Origin of the sequence: Collinsella aerofaciens, from assembly GCF_002736145.1 — a bacterium.
GTDB classification, from domain to species: Bacteria; Actinomycetota; Coriobacteriia; order Coriobacteriales; family Coriobacteriaceae; genus Collinsella; species Collinsella aerofaciens_A.
Window position 1 is genome coordinate 1,092,899 of the sequence record NZ_CP024160.1, and the last position, 15,994, is coordinate 1,108,892.

Annotated in this window: 16 protein-coding genes and 2 tRNA genes; 2 read left to right on the forward strand and 16 right to left on the reverse strand. The window is 59.7% G+C overall.

What is annotated here, in order from left to right; all coding sequences use genetic code 11:
- Window positions 1-62 precede the first annotated feature (62 nt).
- Complete coding sequence (locus CSV91_RS04725; RefSeq protein WP_099432799.1) at window positions 63-1,319, forward strand: Nramp family divalent metal transporter; 1,257 nt, start codon at window positions 63-65, stop codon at window positions 1,317-1,319.
- A gap of 153 nt (window positions 1,320-1,472) precedes the next feature.
- Here the strand turns inward: CSV91_RS04725 and CSV91_RS04730 are convergent, their stop codons facing one another.
- The 6 genes from CSV91_RS04730 to CSV91_RS04755 all read right to left on the reverse strand — a co-directional run bounded on the left by CSV91_RS04730 (window position 1,473) and on the right by CSV91_RS04755 (window position 4,054).
- Window positions 1,473-1,616, reverse strand: coding sequence for a rubredoxin-like domain-containing protein (locus tag CSV91_RS04730; protein WP_035137395.1), 144 nt, complete (start codon window positions 1,614-1,616; stop codon window positions 1,473-1,475).
- A gap of 88 nt (window positions 1,617-1,704) precedes the next feature.
- Window positions 1,705-2,208, reverse strand: a complete 504-nt coding sequence (locus tag CSV91_RS04735) for a flavin reductase family protein (RefSeq protein ID WP_099432007.1) — start codon at window positions 2,206-2,208, stop codon at window positions 1,705-1,707.
- 206 nt (window positions 2,209-2,414) lie between these two features.
- Window positions 2,415-2,885 (reverse strand): SsrA-binding protein SmpB, encoded by a 471-nt coding sequence (smpB, locus tag CSV91_RS04740; protein WP_006235325.1) that lies wholly within the window; start codon window positions 2,883-2,885, stop codon window positions 2,415-2,417.
- Window positions 2,875-3,792, reverse strand: coding sequence for a tetratricopeptide repeat protein (locus CSV91_RS04745; RefSeq protein ID WP_099432008.1), 918 nt, complete (start codon window positions 3,790-3,792; stop codon window positions 2,875-2,877). Before CSV91_RS04745 ends, smpB begins: the two co-directional genes overlap by 11 nt.
- Window positions 3,793-3,886: 94 nt before the next feature.
- Window positions 3,887-3,963: transfer RNA gene (locus CSV91_RS04750), tRNA-Glu, on the reverse strand.
- A gap of 17 nt (window positions 3,964-3,980) precedes the next feature.
- Window positions 3,981-4,054: transfer RNA gene (locus CSV91_RS04755), tRNA-Gln, on the reverse strand.
- A 276-nt stretch (window positions 4,055-4,330) separates the two neighbouring features.
- On the opposite strand from CSV91_RS04755, the gene CSV91_RS04760 reads away from it, so the two are divergent.
- Window positions 4,331-4,741, forward strand: a complete 411-nt coding sequence (locus CSV91_RS04760) for a hypothetical protein (RefSeq protein WP_099432009.1) — start codon at window positions 4,331-4,333, stop codon at window positions 4,739-4,741.
- A gap of 72 nt (window positions 4,742-4,813) precedes the next feature.
- On the opposite strand, the gene CSV91_RS04765 is transcribed toward CSV91_RS04760, so the two are convergent.
- The 10 genes from CSV91_RS04765 to ftsE all read right to left on the reverse strand — a co-directional run bounded on the left by CSV91_RS04765 (window position 4,814) and on the right by ftsE (window position 15,781).
- The gene (locus tag CSV91_RS04765; protein WP_099432010.1) at window positions 4,814-5,173 is read right to left on the reverse strand and encodes an arsenate reductase family protein; all 360 of its coding nucleotides are present in this window, start codon (window positions 5,171-5,173) and stop codon (window positions 4,814-4,816) included.
- 92 nt (window positions 5,174-5,265) lie between these two features.
- Window positions 5,266-6,318, reverse strand: coding sequence for a MupG family TIM beta-alpha barrel fold protein (locus CSV91_RS04770; protein ID WP_099432011.1), 1,053 nt, complete (start codon window positions 6,316-6,318; stop codon window positions 5,266-5,268).
- 117 nt (window positions 6,319-6,435) lie between these two features.
- Entirely contained in the window at window positions 6,436-7,866 is a 1,431-nt protein-coding gene (locus CSV91_RS04775) for a PTS transporter subunit EIIC (protein ID WP_099432012.1), read from the reverse strand.
- 57 nt (window positions 7,867-7,923) lie between these two features.
- On the reverse strand, window positions 7,924-8,847 hold the full coding sequence (murQ, locus tag CSV91_RS04780; protein ID WP_099432013.1) for an N-acetylmuramic acid 6-phosphate etherase: 924 nt from the start codon (window positions 8,845-8,847) through the stop codon (window positions 7,924-7,926).
- 10 nt (window positions 8,848-8,857) lie between these two features.
- Complete coding sequence (locus tag CSV91_RS04785) at window positions 8,858-9,709, reverse strand: MurR/RpiR family transcriptional regulator (protein ID WP_099432014.1); 852 nt, start codon at window positions 9,707-9,709, stop codon at window positions 8,858-8,860.
- Window positions 9,710-9,913: 204 nt separating this feature from the next.
- Window positions 9,914-10,495 carry a VanZ family protein gene (locus CSV91_RS04790; protein WP_157757992.1) on the reverse strand — a complete coding sequence of 194 codons (582 nt, stop codon included), beginning with the start codon at window positions 10,493-10,495 and terminating at the stop codon, window positions 9,914-9,916.
- Between the two features lie 104 nt (window positions 10,496-10,599).
- Complete coding sequence (locus tag CSV91_RS04795; RefSeq protein WP_099432016.1) at window positions 10,600-11,205, reverse strand: recombinase family protein; 606 nt, start codon at window positions 11,203-11,205, stop codon at window positions 10,600-10,602.
- Window positions 11,206-11,382: 177 nt separating this feature from the next.
- Window positions 11,383-13,518 (reverse strand): ribonuclease R family protein, encoded by a 2,136-nt coding sequence (locus CSV91_RS04800; RefSeq protein WP_099432017.1) that lies wholly within the window; start codon window positions 13,516-13,518, stop codon window positions 11,383-11,385.
- A 135-nt stretch (window positions 13,519-13,653) separates the two neighbouring features.
- The gene (ftsX, locus tag CSV91_RS04805; RefSeq protein WP_099432018.1) at window positions 13,654-14,574 is read right to left on the reverse strand and encodes a permease-like cell division protein FtsX; all 921 of its coding nucleotides are present in this window, start codon (window positions 14,572-14,574) and stop codon (window positions 13,654-13,656) included.
- On the reverse strand, window positions 14,561-15,781 hold the full coding sequence (gene ftsE, locus CSV91_RS04810) for a cell division ATP-binding protein FtsE (protein ID WP_099432019.1): 1,221 nt from the start codon (window positions 15,779-15,781) through the stop codon (window positions 14,561-14,563). Before ftsE ends, ftsX begins: the two co-directional genes overlap by 14 nt.
- Window positions 15,782-15,994 lie beyond the last annotated feature (213 nt).

A 15,994-nucleotide genomic window follows, 5' to 3' on the forward strand; every position in this document is an offset into this window, starting at 1 on the left:
ACTTTTGAGCCTAAAACGGGTATCCTTTGCGGCGTCAAACAAACGGCACGCAGGAGCTCACCATGCTCAACCATCTCAAACAACACTTTGGCTCCCGACGCACCGGTGGTCACGGAGGCCTAGACATTGCGCGGCATATCGGCCCCGGGCTGCTCGTGACCGTCGGCTTTATCGACCCGGGCAACTGGGCCTCCAATATGGCCGCGGGCTCGCAGTTTGGCTACGCGCTGCTGTGGATTGTCACGCTGTCCACGATTATGCTCATCGTGCTGCAGCACAACGCGGCGCACCTGGGTATCGCCACGGGCGCCTGCCTTGCCGAGGCCACGACACGTTACCTCCCCCGCTTCGTCGGGCGCACGGTACTCGCCAGTGCCTATCTCGCGACCGTCGCCACCGCCATGGCCGAAGTCCTGGGTGGCGCGATTGCCCTTCAAATGCTCTTTGGGCTGCCCGTGCGTGCGGGCTGCGTCATCGTGGCGGCAGTATCGATGGCGATGCTCATGACGAGCTCCTACAAGCATGCCGAACGCTGGATCATCGCCTTCGTAGGCGTGGTAGGACTCTCGTTTTTGGCCGAGCTTGCACTAGTCAAGGTCGACTGGCCGCAAACCGCCGCAAGCTGGATCACGCCCAGTATGCCCACTGGCTCTGCCGCGATTATCGTGAGTGTCCTGGGTGCGGTCGTTATGCCCCACAACCTTTTCCTGCACTCCGAGGTCATCCAATCCATGCACTTCGAAGGCCAAGGCGAGCAGGTTATCGAAGAGCGTCTGCGCTATGAGCTCTTCGACACGCTCTTTTCGATGGGCGTGGGCTGGGCAATCAACTCGGCCATGGTCATCCTGGCCGCAACGACCTTCTTTGCGCACGGCATTGTCGTAGACGACCTCGCCGTCGCAGCGGCCACGCTCTCCCCCATCTTGGGCCCGGCGAGCTCGACCATCTTTGCGGTAGCGCTGCTGTTCGCGGGTCTCTCGAGTAGCGTGACGGCGGGCATGGCGGCAGGCACCATCACTGCGGGCATGTTCGACGAGGAATACGACATCCACGACCGACATTCCTCGATCGGGGTGGCGGCCTGTTTCGTCGGCGCAGTGGCGGCGTGCCTAGTCGTCCCAAATCCTTTTGAAGGTCTCATCTGGAGTCAGGCACTGCTGTCGCTTCAACTGCCGATTACGGTCTTTGTGCTCATACGGCTCACCAGTTCACCCCGCGTCATGGGCAAATACGCCAACTCGCGTCCACTCAACGCGCTGCTTGTAGGGATCGGCGTCATCGTGACGATTCTCGACATCGTGCTGCTAACGGGGATGTAATTGGGATGGCGTGGCTGTCCAGATATAACGTCTCAATCTGTAACACGTAAGGCCGTTTTAAACCGTCAGATAAATCAAAAGGGTCCCAGCCGGAATATCCAGCCGGGACCCTTGGACAGAGCTATGTGTTGCCGTGAGCCGCGTGCCGACAAGCTACTCCTCGACGAGCTCAAACTGATCGGGACCGACGCCGCAGACCGGGCACACGTAATCCTCGGGCAGCTCGGGCGTGTCGACCTCAACCTCGTAACCGCAAACGGTGCACACGAACTTATACGTCTTCTTCTCCTCAGCCATGATGTTCTCCTCTCGAACGTGACTGCTGGTGTACTTACTTATTAGTATATATTCTCAATAATATAATGCAAGTATTTTTAGAACATTTCTAGCCTTGATACGAGGACGCCTTCGGAGGCGTCTTGCCCTTCAGGACCTTATGGTAGTAATCGTAGGTGAGTGGCGTCTCGTCGCTCAGGCGCTCGGCATCCTCGACCTCGCCGATAAACAGCAGATGCGTGCCCACATCCACAGTGTCGATCAAACGGCAGCTAAACAGGGCCGCCGCGTGCTCGGGCACATAGGGCATGCCCAGAGCCGTCTCGCGGGTCTCGTATTTGGCAAACTTGTCGTAATCGCTGCTGGTGCGGAAGCCAAAGTTACCGATGTAGAGCATGTCGGCGGTCTGATCGATCACGGTCAGCGCGAACGCTTTGGCCGATGCGATGACGCCCGAGGTGACGTTGTCCTTGTTCACGGCAACCGAAATGCGCGGCGGCATGGATGTCACCTGCACCGCCGTGTTGATAACGCAGCCGGCACGCAGCCCGTCTGCAGCGGAGCTCACCACGTACAGGCCGCTCGGCATGGTAAAGAACGCAGTTTTGTCCATAACGATCACTCCCCTAACTCGGGTTGGAACCTCATGGATGTATGTACCCACAAAAAAGGCAGCGCCCATAACGGACGCCGCCTTTGCAACATATGTGTCAGAACAGTAAGAAAGATGAGACGCCCGCAGTTGCGGTGAAATAGGGACTGAATAGCCCCTCAAACAGGCAAAACAGTCCGTATTCCACCGCAACTTATGAAGGACGGTCAGCGGTTGCGTTCCTTGAGGGCGCGGTCGATCTCGCGTTGGACATCACGCTTGGCCATGTCCTCGCGCTTGTCGTAGAGCTTCTTGCCGCGACCCAGGCCCAGCAGCAGTTTTACGCGACCGTCGGTATTAAAGTAGAGCTCCAACGGAACCAGCGCATAACCACGGTTGCGAAGTTTGCCGTCAAGAAAGTCGATCTCTTTGCGGTGCAGCAGCAGACGGCGCCGACGGTCGGGATCGCGATTCCACACGCCACCATGGCTATAAGGGTGGATATGCAGGCCGACGAGCCAGCACTCCCCGCCACGAATCAGTGCAAAGGTATCGGTAATCTGGCACGCGCGCTCGCGAATCGACTTGACCTCGGTACCGCTCAGCTCAATACCGCACTCAAAGGTCTCATCGATAAAGTACTCGTGGTGTGCCGAGCGATTCTTGGAAATGAGCTTGCGCTCGCGCTTACTGGGCATCGCCGGCCTCCTTGGCACCATCGGCGTTTGAGCCCGCAGCCTCGCGCTTTGCCTTGCGCTCGGCATTGAGCTCGGCATCGCTCTCGCGCACCAGCTTGATAATCGCCGCGCATGCCTCCTCGCCCACTAGGTCGCGGGCACGGACCGTCAGGCGCGTAGCTTCCTGCTTGTCGCCGTCACTCGCAGCGTCGGTCGCACACATGATCAGACAGATGGCGATCTCGGCCGAAGGCGAGGTCGGCACGCCCTGCAGGGCGAGCTCACCCATCACATGGTCGTCACTCTCGTCCGCGGCATCCGGATAGGTGGTATGGATCTTGTTGAGCAGGCGCGTCGTATGCGCATCGTTGGGCGCCAGGCGCAGCGCCAGACGCGCGCAGCCCACGGCAGCCGAAATGTTCTCGGTCTCGGGCTCCAAGAAGTACTGACCCAAGTTGGTGTAGGCGCGTGCGGCGCACTTACCATCGCTCGCGCGCTCCAGCACCGAGAACGAGAGCGATGCCCACTCCTGCTTGTCCTCGAGAGCGCGGAACAGCTCGGCCAAATCCAAGCGATAGTTGCAGTTCATAGGGTCCCAACGCACAGCCTGCATCAGGGCATTACGAGCGCTTACATAATCCTGCTGGCGAATGTAGGCAAACGCCATGTCAGAGTACAGGCGGTCAAACGGCACCTCGACCTGCACGAGCTCGCGCGGATCCTTCTCCACGCGGCGATAGGCCAAGCGCTCAAACTTGCTATCGAAGCTAAAGTATTGACGCTTCTCCTCCGTCTTGCACTCAGCGTCGATATACTCCTCGGCGAGCTCCACCAGACGCTCCAGCAGCGGCGTCGCCGTAGCCAGGTCGCCCTGCGCCAGATAGTTCTCGGCATACGTGATGTCTTGCAAGCTGATGGGCAGATCCATGGCTACTCCTCGATCTGAGCGAAACACGGCAGGCGCCGTATATACGGTCAATACACAAAACCCGGGTCTCTTACGAGGCCCGGGCGTTCAAGTTTGGTAGCCCGTACCAGATTCGAACTGGTGATCTCCGCCTTGAGAGGGCGGCGTCCTAAACCGCTAGACGAACGGGCCATATGTAGCAAATGCAATGGCTGGGATGGAGGGAGTCGAACCCCCATTGACGGAACCAGAATCCGCTGTCCTGCCATTAGACGACATCCCAATGACTGCATCGCTGCGCTCGGCTGTGCCTTTGCGCAAGAAAGAAATATACGGGAAGTCACGCCGTGACGCAAGCCCCAATTTTGACTTTTTTGAAATTCAGTCAAATTGGCCTAATTTAGTCCAACCCGTGAAGGACCTGTGAAGTCGACCGCTGCACACGAAGGGCAAAACGCCGCGAGCGGTAGCCGTCAACCGTTGGCAGATTCTACCGTGAAAACGATAGCACCAGGCAACACAATCGAAGTATCAATGATCACGTAGATATCGAGGCGCCATGGACGAAGAGCTTGATTACCTATGGGAGACCCTGGGCCTCGAGATCACTGCTGACCTTTGGCCCGAACGGGACAAAATCCATCCCACCCTGCGCCCCGCCATCACGGTGATGCTGGCAAAATACCGCCGTGCATCCTTTTTGATCATGCGGATGTCATGGCACGCGGGACTCCCCGACCTTAAACGAATCCAGGCAAGCCTCGTCGAGCTGTCCGGTATGCCGACCGTCATATCCGAGGCGCACCTGGAACAGCGCCAGCGCGAGCGACTGCAACAGCAGCGGATTCCCTTTATCTGCCCCGGCGTTCAGGCATATCTGCCCTTTATGGACGAGGAGTACTGGAGCGGCAAGCCCAACAAGCACGTAAAGGTCTACGATCCGCACGAATGGGCACAGCTCGAGGATTGAGCCGAGCGAGCCCGCCAGTGGAAAACACGTCCCACCCTGAGCACTCAAAACGGATCGCACTTTCCGCAGCCGCTACAGCAATGCCTCGGTCCAAGCCGCTTCCCTAAAGCCGGGGATCGCAAAGTCGTCGCCCACCAGCAGCGGACGCTTGACCAGCATGCCGTCAGTCGCCAACAGCTCGCAGCATTCCTGGTCCGTCATACCCGCATCCAGGCGCGCCTTCAGGCCCAGCTCTCGATATTTCATGCCCGACGAATTAAAGAAGCGCCGCACCGGCAGCCCCGAACGAGCAATCCAGGTCGCAAGCTCATCAGCCGTGGGATTGTCCAAAACGATATCGCGGTCGATATACTCTACCCCATGTTCGTCCAGCCATGCCTTGGCCTTCTTACAGGTCGAGCACTTGGGATATTCAACAAACAGTACGGTCATGGGAATCCTCCGAATATAGATCGGCCAACGCGGACACACGCCACACGAGGTGCCTTCGTATGATGGGCCAATTGTAGCCCACGGGTCGCACGCTAAACGAACCGTACCCCGAATCCGCGTTTGATGAACGGCAGCAGCTCCATTGCCTCGGGCGTGATATGACCCGCAACGTTCATGCGCTCGTCACCGGGAAGATCGACCCGCGCAATCTCAAGCTCGCCTTCGTAGCGCCCGTAGCCGCTATTGCTCACAGCGATCGACCCCGTCTTTCGCGACAGGCCGGCACCGGCATCCATCGGCACGGAATCCGGTTTAAGCGTCGTGCGCGACTCCTGAGACCTAAAGATGAGGGTGCTCGAATCGGGCCGGTCGTGATGAATCTGCCCACGTACATAGGCATAACCGGACTCAAGCTCGCATTGCAGGTCCACGTATCCGGCGGAAACTTGAGCAAACTGCGCCCAGCCCGCATCGGAAAGATCGGGGTCGCCGACCAACACAATGTCGCAATCGGCGCCATGTGCGAGCTCAAGCATGTTGAGGGCAACCTTTGACGCGCGACCGCGCTGTGCCTCGACCGTCGGCAGCCCCTCGAATACCGGCCCGCGAACGTTGGCATCACCCGGCACAAAAGCCATGATTTCGAATCCAAGCGCCGCAAGACGAAGATTCACCCGAGCAATGTCCTCCAGAGCTAAACCGGTATAAGGCTTGGGGTAAAAATTGTGGCAGGCAGCAAAACGAGTCACATCGGCACCGGCCTCACGCCACGATGCGATTTCATCAGAACTCACCGTCGATGCATTGACCACAATGCGAAATACACCGGACAGCTCCGCGACCCGCCGGGCGCTAAAGCCATAGTCCAAACGAAGGTATTCCAACCCCAGATCGCGCAGGTCCTCGATGCGCTCAAGCCCGAGCAAATCGCACGTGCGCGGCCCCACATCGGCGATGAGCGCAATGCCGCGGGCGGAAAGCAGCGACAGCACATGACGGACCTTATCGGCATACGCCGCTCCCCCATCCTCGGGAATATGCAGCGAGGTGAACGCATAGCGCGCACCCGCCGCGGCACCGTGCTCAATCGTCCGCTCAATATCCTGCAGAGGGCTGGAAAGATAAATCGAAATACCCGTTTTCACGTTTCAACGCTCCTTTAAAAAAGGCCGGCGGAGCAGTTAGCCCCGCCGGCACAACCATAGCATCAAGAAATCTGCCGCGCGCCGCGAGCCCTGAGCAACACGGCTCGCGATATCAAACTATTCGCCAAAGAACTCGTTGATCTTCTGCTCGTCGACGCCAAAGAACCACGTCAGGACAAAGCCGGCGGCATAGGCAAACAGCATAGCGGCAACGTAGCCGAGCTGCTGGCCAGGAACGACGATCAGCAGGCCAAACAGACCGGAAACGCCCTGAGAAACCGTGCCGATGTGAAGCAGCGCCGCGAGCGCGCCGCCAAATCCGGCACCCAGACAGGCCGTCACAAACGGACGAACGAGCGGCAGCGTAACAGCATACATCAGAGGCTCGCCCACACCCAGGATTCCAACGGGAATGGACTCTGCGACGTACTTCTTGAGCTTGGCGTTCTTGGTCTTAAAGTACAGCGCCAGACCGGCACCGACCTGACCGCCGCCAGCCATCATAAGGATGGGGAGCAGGTAATTGATGCCCTTGGTAGCGCCGTCGGGATCGTTGAGCATAGCGTGGATCGGCGTGAGCGCCTGATGCAGGCCGACGGAAACCAGCGGCAAGAAGCCTGCCGACAGGATATAGCCGCCCAGGACGCCCAGCTTCTCGAAGATAAAGGTCAAAACGCTAAAGATGGCAGTCGTCAGCCATGCGCCAACCGGCTGGATGACGAGCATCAGAGCAAAGGCGCCGATGATGAGCACCAGCAGCGGGGACAAGAACGTGTCGAGTGCGTTGGGCATAACCTTGCGAATCTGACGCTCCATCCAGGCAAAAAATGCGCCAGCGATAAGAGCCGCGATCATGCCGCCCGCTGCGGGGTTGTACTGCGCATTGGTGAGCGGCAGCAGAATGGCAGTGGCAGGATCGGCCGCGCCAGGCGCAAGCAGGGGCATGGCACTGTTGGCGATACACATCATGCCGGCGATACCGCCCAGCGCAGCGGAGCCACCAAACTCACGTGCCGCGTTATAGCCCACCAAGATGGGCAGATAGGCAAACAGGGCCCAGCCCATGGAACGAATGCCCTGGTACCACCACTCGCCCGCAAGCGCGCCTGCCGTCGAGACGTTAATGACGTTGCAGATACCGTTGATGAGGCCAGCCGCAATGATGCCGGGAAGCAGGGCGACGAAGACATTGGAAATCTTCTTGAGGAAGGCCTGAACCGGCTTGGACTCGTACTTGGCCTTCTGCGCGGCCTTGTTTGTGGCCGCAGCGTCGACCACGCTCTCGTCAGCAACGCCTTTCGCAAGGCCGGTGAGCTTGGAGAACTCCTCGAGCACCTTATTCACCTTGCCCGGCCCCAGTACGATCTGCATCGTGTCGTCCTCGACCAGGCCCATCACGCCGTCGAGCGCCTTAATGCCCTCCGTGTCGACGTTGCCCGCGTCTTTGACGGTCACGCGCAGGCGCGTCATGCACGCCGCGTTTGCGAGCACGTTGTCTTTACCGCCCAAAAGGTCCAGCAGCTTTTGAGCCAGCTCTTTGTTCGTCATAACTCCTCCTTGTATTGGGTATCTTGTCTGGATGCCATATCAGCTCACGCCGCGCACCTATTGGGCATCGGCATCGCTCTTCTCATGGCCACTCACCGCAGCACGGACATGGCCTCGCGCTCGCTCAAGAGCTACCGCAGCCTGCTCGGCATCGCAGTCCAGCAGTACCGAGACAATAGCGGTTTTTACGTGGCCGCCGGCATCTGCAAGCGCCTGAATAGCGCGCTCGCGCGTGCAGCCGGTCGCCTCCATCACGATGTTCTGGCCGCGCACCACCAACTTCTCGTTCGTCTGCTGCACATCGACCATCAGGTTTTGGTATACCTTGCCGATCTTGACCATGGCACCGGTCGAAATCATGTTGAGAATGAGCTTTTGAACCGTTCCCGCCTTGAGCCTCGTTGAGCCGGTCAGTACCTCGGGACCGGGCACGGGTTCAATGGCAAGATCTGCGCTCTCCCCGATCTTCGACCCTTGGTTGCAGGCAATTGCGATCGTCTTGCACCCAGTTGCCTTGGCGTACACAAGGCCGCCCACCACATAGGGAGTACGACCGCTTGCCGCCAGGCCAACGACAAGATCCTTGTCCGAGAGCCCACGCCCCCGCAGGTCGCTCGCGCCAAGCTCCTCACTGTCTTCGGCACCTTCGACAGCCTTGATAAACGCCGTCTCGCCTCCGGCAATGAGCCCGACAATCAGATCGGGTGACACGCCAAACGTGGGCGGACACTCCGAAGCGTCGAGTACGCCCAGACGGCCGCTGGTGCCTGCGCCCATGTAAAAGACGCGCCCGCCGCGCTCGAGTGCCTCAGCAGCCCAGTCGATTGCTGTGGCAACCCGGGGCAACACTTTCGTGACCGACTGGACGGCACGAAGATCCTCATCGTTCATCATCGTGACGATTTGCAGCGATGTCATCGTATCGAGGTCCATAGACCTTTGATTACGCTGTTCGGTCGTGAATTTTGTTAAATCGAGCATTTCATTCACCTCATCTTTCCTGTTTCTCGATGTAGTTTTGCTTAATGACATGCGTCGCCCGTTCGTAGTCGCTGGCAACGTAAGCAGCGTACAGGGCATCGACAACCATAAGCTGGGCCATACGCGAAGCCATGGCACCGCTGCGGACCAAGGGCTCACTCGCAGCGACGCCGAGCACGGCATCGGCCATGGTGGCAAGCTTGGATGATCCATCTACTTTGGTAACGGCCACAACGGGACAGTTGTGACGTTGAGCCTCGGCGGTGCAGTCCAGCACCTCTTGCGTCAAGCCCGAGTAGCTAAAGGCGATCGCCATATCGCCCTCATGCATGTTCTTGGCACACAAGAGCTGATCATGCCAGTCGTCGTACAGATGGCACTCTTTGTCGACACGCATGAGCTTTTGCGCCAGATCGTGCGCGACCAAACGAGAGGCACCGATACCGAACAGATTGACCGCGCGTGCCCGCTTAAGATAGGCCGCACATCGCTCCAAGACGGTGTAATCGAGCGTTCGCGCCGTCGCTTCGATCGTGCGCACGTTGCTTTTCATCACCTTCCCCACGATACGTTCGACGCTGTCATCCATGGAGATGTCCTCGAGGGCAACGTCTTTCTTGTCACCCAAGAGCGCCAGCTCGGCAATCAGTTCGCGCTGGAACTCCTTGTAGCCCGCAAAACCCAAGCGCTTGCAAAAGCGCAAAATGCTCGAGGGCGAGGAGAACGTGGCATCGGCAAGACCGCGGACGGACAGCCCGACCACCTCGTGCGGATGAGCGCTTACATATGCGATGACATTGCGTTCCGCCGGGCTCGCGCTGAGCTCACGCTCGCGAAGCCGCAAAAGCAATCCGTTTGCCATCTCAAACACCTCCGTTGAGAAGAATTAAAGACCAACGAACGATTCGTACCGGATACAAACAGCTTTTACGGTACATTGTGCCGCATCGTGGCGCACAAAGGGCGAGCGTTCTACCGCTCGCCCCTCAAATCCGACCGCTCGGAAATACGCGCGACACAAAATAATTCAACAAGGTCGCATTATCAGAAACGGGTTTGTTACCGGCTAGCGCCTCGCATGGGCGCCGATCGGCCGAGTCGCATAGCGCACCAACGCCGCTGCCAGCAATACCAACAGCATGGCGGTGACATAGCCCGCAGCATCGAATCCTAAATCGATAACGTCGAAATGCCTGCCGGGAACAAAGATCTTATGCACCTGATCGCCAATGGAGCAGGCGGCGCAAAATAGCAATACGGGCAGGCAACGGGAGCATACGCTCCACGGACGCCTGGAAAGGCAAACCACGACCACCGAGGCGAACAATCCGACGAAGAAAAACTCTACGGTATGGGCAACGCGACGGACGTTCGTGCCCACCCACATGCGAATGGAAGCAAGTCGGCCAGACCGTACATTCGAGGCAGCCGAATCGGTGCCCCCGGTCATTCCGTTCTCCGTCTGAGCTTCACCCGTGGCATCGGCAGCCTGTACGCCCGTAGCCTGACCCTCCACCACACGCGCGGTGGACTCGCTCAGCAACGACGTCTCCACCGCATTTTGCTCCGTCAGCACCCAGATGCCCGCCAGCGTTGCAGCGAACAGAACGATCGCGGTCCATCCGATTATTTGTTTTACGCGCGCCAAGGGCCTACCTCCTTTTTTGAATATCAGCGAGTGTAGCCCCGAATGACATCGTCACCGTATCAAAATTTGAATCGCAACAGGAAGCGACAAAGCGACGCAAACCCCTACCCCGCCTCGCGCATCCAGCGATCGAATGTCCCCACGCACACGCCCAGGCACTTTGCCGCCTGGCTGCGGGTAATATCGCCCGCCTCATAGCTATCGCGTACCAGCTCAAACTGAGGAGGGCACGGCTTGCGAGGTCGACCGAAACGAACCCCTCGCGCCCGCGCCGCTGCAATTCCCTCCGCCTGGCGCCGATGGATATTCTCGCGCTCCACCTGCGCCACGTAGCTCAGCAGTTGCAGCACAATATCGGCAATCAGGGTGTTGGTCACATCCGGCGTGCCGCTGGCCCTGGCGCGCGTGTCAAGCAATGGCATGTCCAACACCACAATGGCAACCCCGAGCTCCTTGGTAATGCGTCGCCATTCCTCAAGAATCTCGGAGTAATTACGGCCAAGTCGGTCGATAGAAAGCACCACCAGCACGTCCCCGTCTCCCAGGATGTGCAGCAGCTCGCGATACCGCGGGCGATCGAAGTCCTTGCCGCTCGCATGGTCGGCATAAATATTCGCCGAGCCCACGCCATAGGCGCCCAGCGCATCCAGCTGCCGATTCAGATTCTGATCGCGCGAACTCACCCGCGCATAACCGTACACCGTCGCCATCTCATCCCCGCTTTCTTGTAAACCTGCCAAAAAGGGACAGGTTTATTTTGGTAGGTTTTACCTCTCGAATAGCAGGTAAGCGGGCGGCCGAGCAAACGGCAAGGTAGCCATGATCCAAATGCGGAGGGCGGCCCCGAAAGACCGCCCTCCGCTCTCCCGCCATGAGTCGGGATTTGGCTAATGGATAAGCTTAAAGTCCAAGTGCCCACGCGTGGTATTGACGCGCGAGACCTCGATGATCACACGCTGCCCCAGTTCATAGCGGGTCCCCGTGTCGGCACCTGTGAGCGTGAGCGCGTCCTCGTCAAACTCGAACCACTCGTTGCCCAGGCTCTTGATCGAAACCAAGCCTTCGACCTGTGTCAGGTCCAAGCGTACGAACAGGCCCATACTGCTGACCCATGAGACCGTTCCGGCATAGCGCTCGCCCAGACGGTCCTCATAGTACTGGGCAATCTTGATCTTTTGCGTCGCATGGCTGGCGGCATCGGCCGCGCGCTCGGCGTCGCTGCATGCGCGGCAGATCTGCGGCAGAATGCGCGGCAGCGACTCGCGCCCCTTGCCGATCAGCCGCGGCGTACGGACCAGGGCGTCCTTGCCGCCGAGCTGCTCATAGGCCAACTGCAGTTTGAGCACGCGGTGCACCACCAGATCGGGATAGCGACGGATGGGACTCGTAAAGTGACAGTAGCACGGCGCGGCGAGTGCAAAATGGCCCTCGTTGCGCGGCTTGTACAGCGCACGCTGCATGCTGCGCAGAAGCAACGTGTTGACGAGCGGTGCGTTTGCCGTACCGGCGGCAGCATCAACTGCAGCCTGCAGCTCATCGGGACTCCCCAGGGCAATACCGGCAGCACGGCGATCGTCGATGATGCCCAGCTGCGCCAGCGCAACGGCGGCACCGTGCAGGCTATCGGGGCTCGGATCCTCATGCACGCGATAGCAGGCCTCGATATCACGGTCTGCCAGCCACTCGGCCACGCACTCGTTGGCGAGCAGCATGGCTTCCTCGATAAGCGACGTGGCACACGAACGCTCACGCGCCACAATCTGCACGGGCACTCCGTCCTCATCCAATAGAGCGCGAATCTCGGCCGTGTCAAAATCGACTGAGCCGCGGACGCGACGAATACGACGGCGAAGTTCGGCGAGTTCGTTGGCGGCGACAAGGAAATTGCCGAGGTCGACGTTGCAGCCGCGGGCGGCCTTCTCGCACGCAAGACCGCGCTCAAGCGCCTCCTCGCGCGAGACCTCAGCAGCCGCAACATCCTCGGCCGCACCCTCCAGCACCGAATACTCAACCGCGCCGGCACGCACCAGCAGTGCCTCGGCGCCGTCATAGTCCATACGCACACGCGAGCGAATCACGCTGGGGTACGGATCGTAATGCCGCACGCGACCCTGCGCATCGAGCTCAATGTCAACGGTAAACGCAAGACGGTCCTCGTCAGGGCGAAGCGAACACAGGTCACAGGACAGGCGTTCGGGCAGCATGGGAAGCACGTGATCGGCCAGATACACCGATGTCGTACGATGGCGAGCCTCAAGATCGATATGCCCGTCCCAAGCCACATAGTGAGAAACGTCAGCGATATGCACACCCAGCTTGTAGCCACCCTCGGGCGTGCGCTCAAGCGAAATGGCATCGTCAAAGTCGCGCGCGTCGACCGGGTCGATCGTGATGACAAAGCGGTCGCGCAGATCGCGGCGGAGCGGGTCCTTAAGCGCCGCGGACACATCGAGCGAAAGCCCCTCGGCCTCGTCCAGCGCGGCCTCGGGATAGCTATCGGTATAGCCATAACGCGCCATCACATATTGAACGCCCAAATCGGGCGCGTCATCTCCGCCAATGCGGCGTTCGATCGTCACGGTGCCCGATTCCAGGCGCGTCGGGTAGGTCAAAATGCGCGCGACAACGGCATCACCCGGGTGGACGCCCAGACGATCCGCCGAGGTATCCTCGGGCAGAATGAAGAAGTCGGCCTTCAGGCGCGAATCGAGCGGCTCGATCACGCCGAGCGGACCGGCGGTCTGGTACGTACCCACCACGCTTATGGCTGCGCGCTCAACCACGCCCTCGATCACGGCGCGCCGCTCACCGTGCGGGCTGTTCTTAATGCTCACGGCAACGGTATCGCCGTCCATGATCTCGCGCTTACCGCGGCCCATGACCTTGTAGTCGCCATTCTCGGTTATGACATAGGCGCCATGCTCATGGAGCTGCACGCGCCCGGTCAGGCTCGGACGGCGTTCGCTGCGCACCGGCCCGCGCTTATTGCGGGCACCGCGCTTATGCTTGTTATTGCGCCCCATGGCGCCTCCTAACTATCGATTGCGAACTCCAAAGAGTCTACCCAAATGATTCGCTTTCCTGCCGTCCCCTAGGGATCAAAAAACGGGCCGCCCCATAAGAGACGACCCGTTGGAAGGGGTGAATTCCAGGCATGCCTACACGCGCAGGTAGCGGCGCATGGCGATGGCAGAACCAAAGAGACCGATAATCACACCGACCAGGATCAGCGCAGCATAGGTCACCAGGTAGTACTGCATCGGCAGGGCAAACGACATCCAGCCGATGCTCTCCTGCAGACGCGGAATCATCAGATTGCGCAGCAGCTCCAGAACGCCGATGGAAAGCAGCGAGCCCAAAATGGCCTGCAGTACGCCCTCGGTGATAAACGGGCCGCGAATGAAGCCGTTGCTGGCGCCGACCAGACGCATAATCGCAATCTCACGACGACGCGCCGTGATGGACAGGCGAATCGTGTTGTTGATGAAGATGAATGCGATAAAGGTCAGAAGGCCAACGAGCACCACGGCGGCGATGCGGATGTAGTTGGTCACCTGGAACAGGCGGCTCACTTCCTCTTGGCCGTACAGCACGCTCGCGTTGACGTCGCCATCATCCGCGATCTTCTGGAAGTCGGCGTTCTTCTTGAGCTTCTGGGCCGTGCTCTCGACCTTGGACGGATCGTCCATCTCAATTGCAAACGAAGCCGGCAGCGGGTTCTGGCCGTCGAGCGCGCTCATGGTGGCATCGGCGTTACCCGACATCTTGCTCGTGTACTCGGCCAGCGCGTCGTCCTTGTCCTTATAGGTCACGGACTTCACGTTACTCCACGTTTTGAGCTCGGCCTCAAAAGCCTGAACATCGGCCTGATCGGCGTCATCACTAATGAACGCGTTGATGACAACCTGATCCTCGACGGTGCCGATCACGGAGTTCAGCATCGCGGAGCCCATGATGAACAGGCCGATGATAAACAGCGAAAGGAAGATCGTGATGACGGCGCCGAGCGAGGTAGTCCAGTTACGGAAGAAGTGGCTGATTGCCTCTTTGAAGGAGTAGCCCACGTTAGTTGGTGCCATAGTTGCCGTAACCTCCCCTCTCCTGGTCGCGGATAACGTGGCCGCCCTCGAGGGCGATCACGCGACGGTGCATGCTATCGACCATCTCGCGGTCGTGCGTGGCGACGATCACGGTGGTGCCCGTGCGGTTAATACGCTCGAGCAGCTTCATGATGCCCAGCGAGATCGCCGGGTCGAGGTTGCCCGTCGGCTCGTCGCAGATCAGCAACGGCGGACGGTTGACCATAGCGCGGGCGACGGCAACGCGCTGCTGCTCGCCACCGGAAAGCTGGTCGGGTAGCGAGTCCATCTGATCGGCCAGACCGACCAGACGCAGCACCTCGGGCACCTGGCTGCGAATGACGCCCTTGGGCTTGCCGATGCACTGCAGGGCAAACGCCACGTTTTCGTAGGCGCTCTTTTGCGGCAGAAGCTTAAAGTCCTGGAACACGGCGCCAATCTGGCGGCGCAGGAACGGAACCTTGCGGTTCTTGATCTTCATGAGGTCCTGACCGGCAACCAGGATGCGACCGCTCGTCGGCTTGACGTCGCGGTTGAGCGTAGACAGCAGCGTGGTCTTACCCGAGCCGGAGTGACCGACCAGGAAGACGAACTCGCCCGGATAGATCTCGATGTTGATGTCGTCGAGTGCAGGCTTGTTGGGCTGTGCCGGATAGATCTTGGTGACATGCTCCATAAGGATGACGGGCTCGACACCGGCCTGCTTGGCCATCTTCTTGCGGCTGGCCTGCGGATCGATGGGCGCAAACACCGACGTAAAATCGGGGTTGTTGAGCGCGTTATCGAGGCTTGCGACCTCGGCTGCCTGATCGCTCTCGACCACCGGGGCAGCAGGCTGCGTGGGATCGGGAATAGCGGCAAAGAGGCCAGACTGCGCAGGCTGAGGAGCCGGTGTCGCAGGAGCCATGGGGTCGGGAATGCCGGCCATGCTAGGCTGCGGCGCGGCGGCGCCAGCCTGAGGCTGCTCCACGCGAGCGGTCACAGCCTGAACGGGCTCAAAACCCGCCGTGCCGGAAAGCGCAACATCGCTGGTGGGATTGTAGGCAAAGGGATCGGATGCCGGCTGTGCCTGATCTGCCGGCTGAGCGGGGGCCTGAGCAACAGGCTGGCCCTCTGAATCCGGAGTGGCGAAACGACTGCCCTGGACGCCTGCCTGCGTCTTGGGGGCATCATCGCCCGCACCGGAGGTACGGAAGTGGTTACCCACTGGTGCTCCTTATCGTCGTGCGTTTAAACTACATGAGCGCTTTGTATTTTAGCAGCATTAGCTTTACTGCACATAAGAAGCATGGCGGGGTTTGGGTCTCACCGGCCGGGCGCAGGGTTACTCTCCAAATCGTCCTCGGACATGTCGGAGCCCCCGCTGCGCGCTTCGCGCGGCAGGGGCTCCTCCGTCCTGCGGAAAGATTTGGAGAGTAAC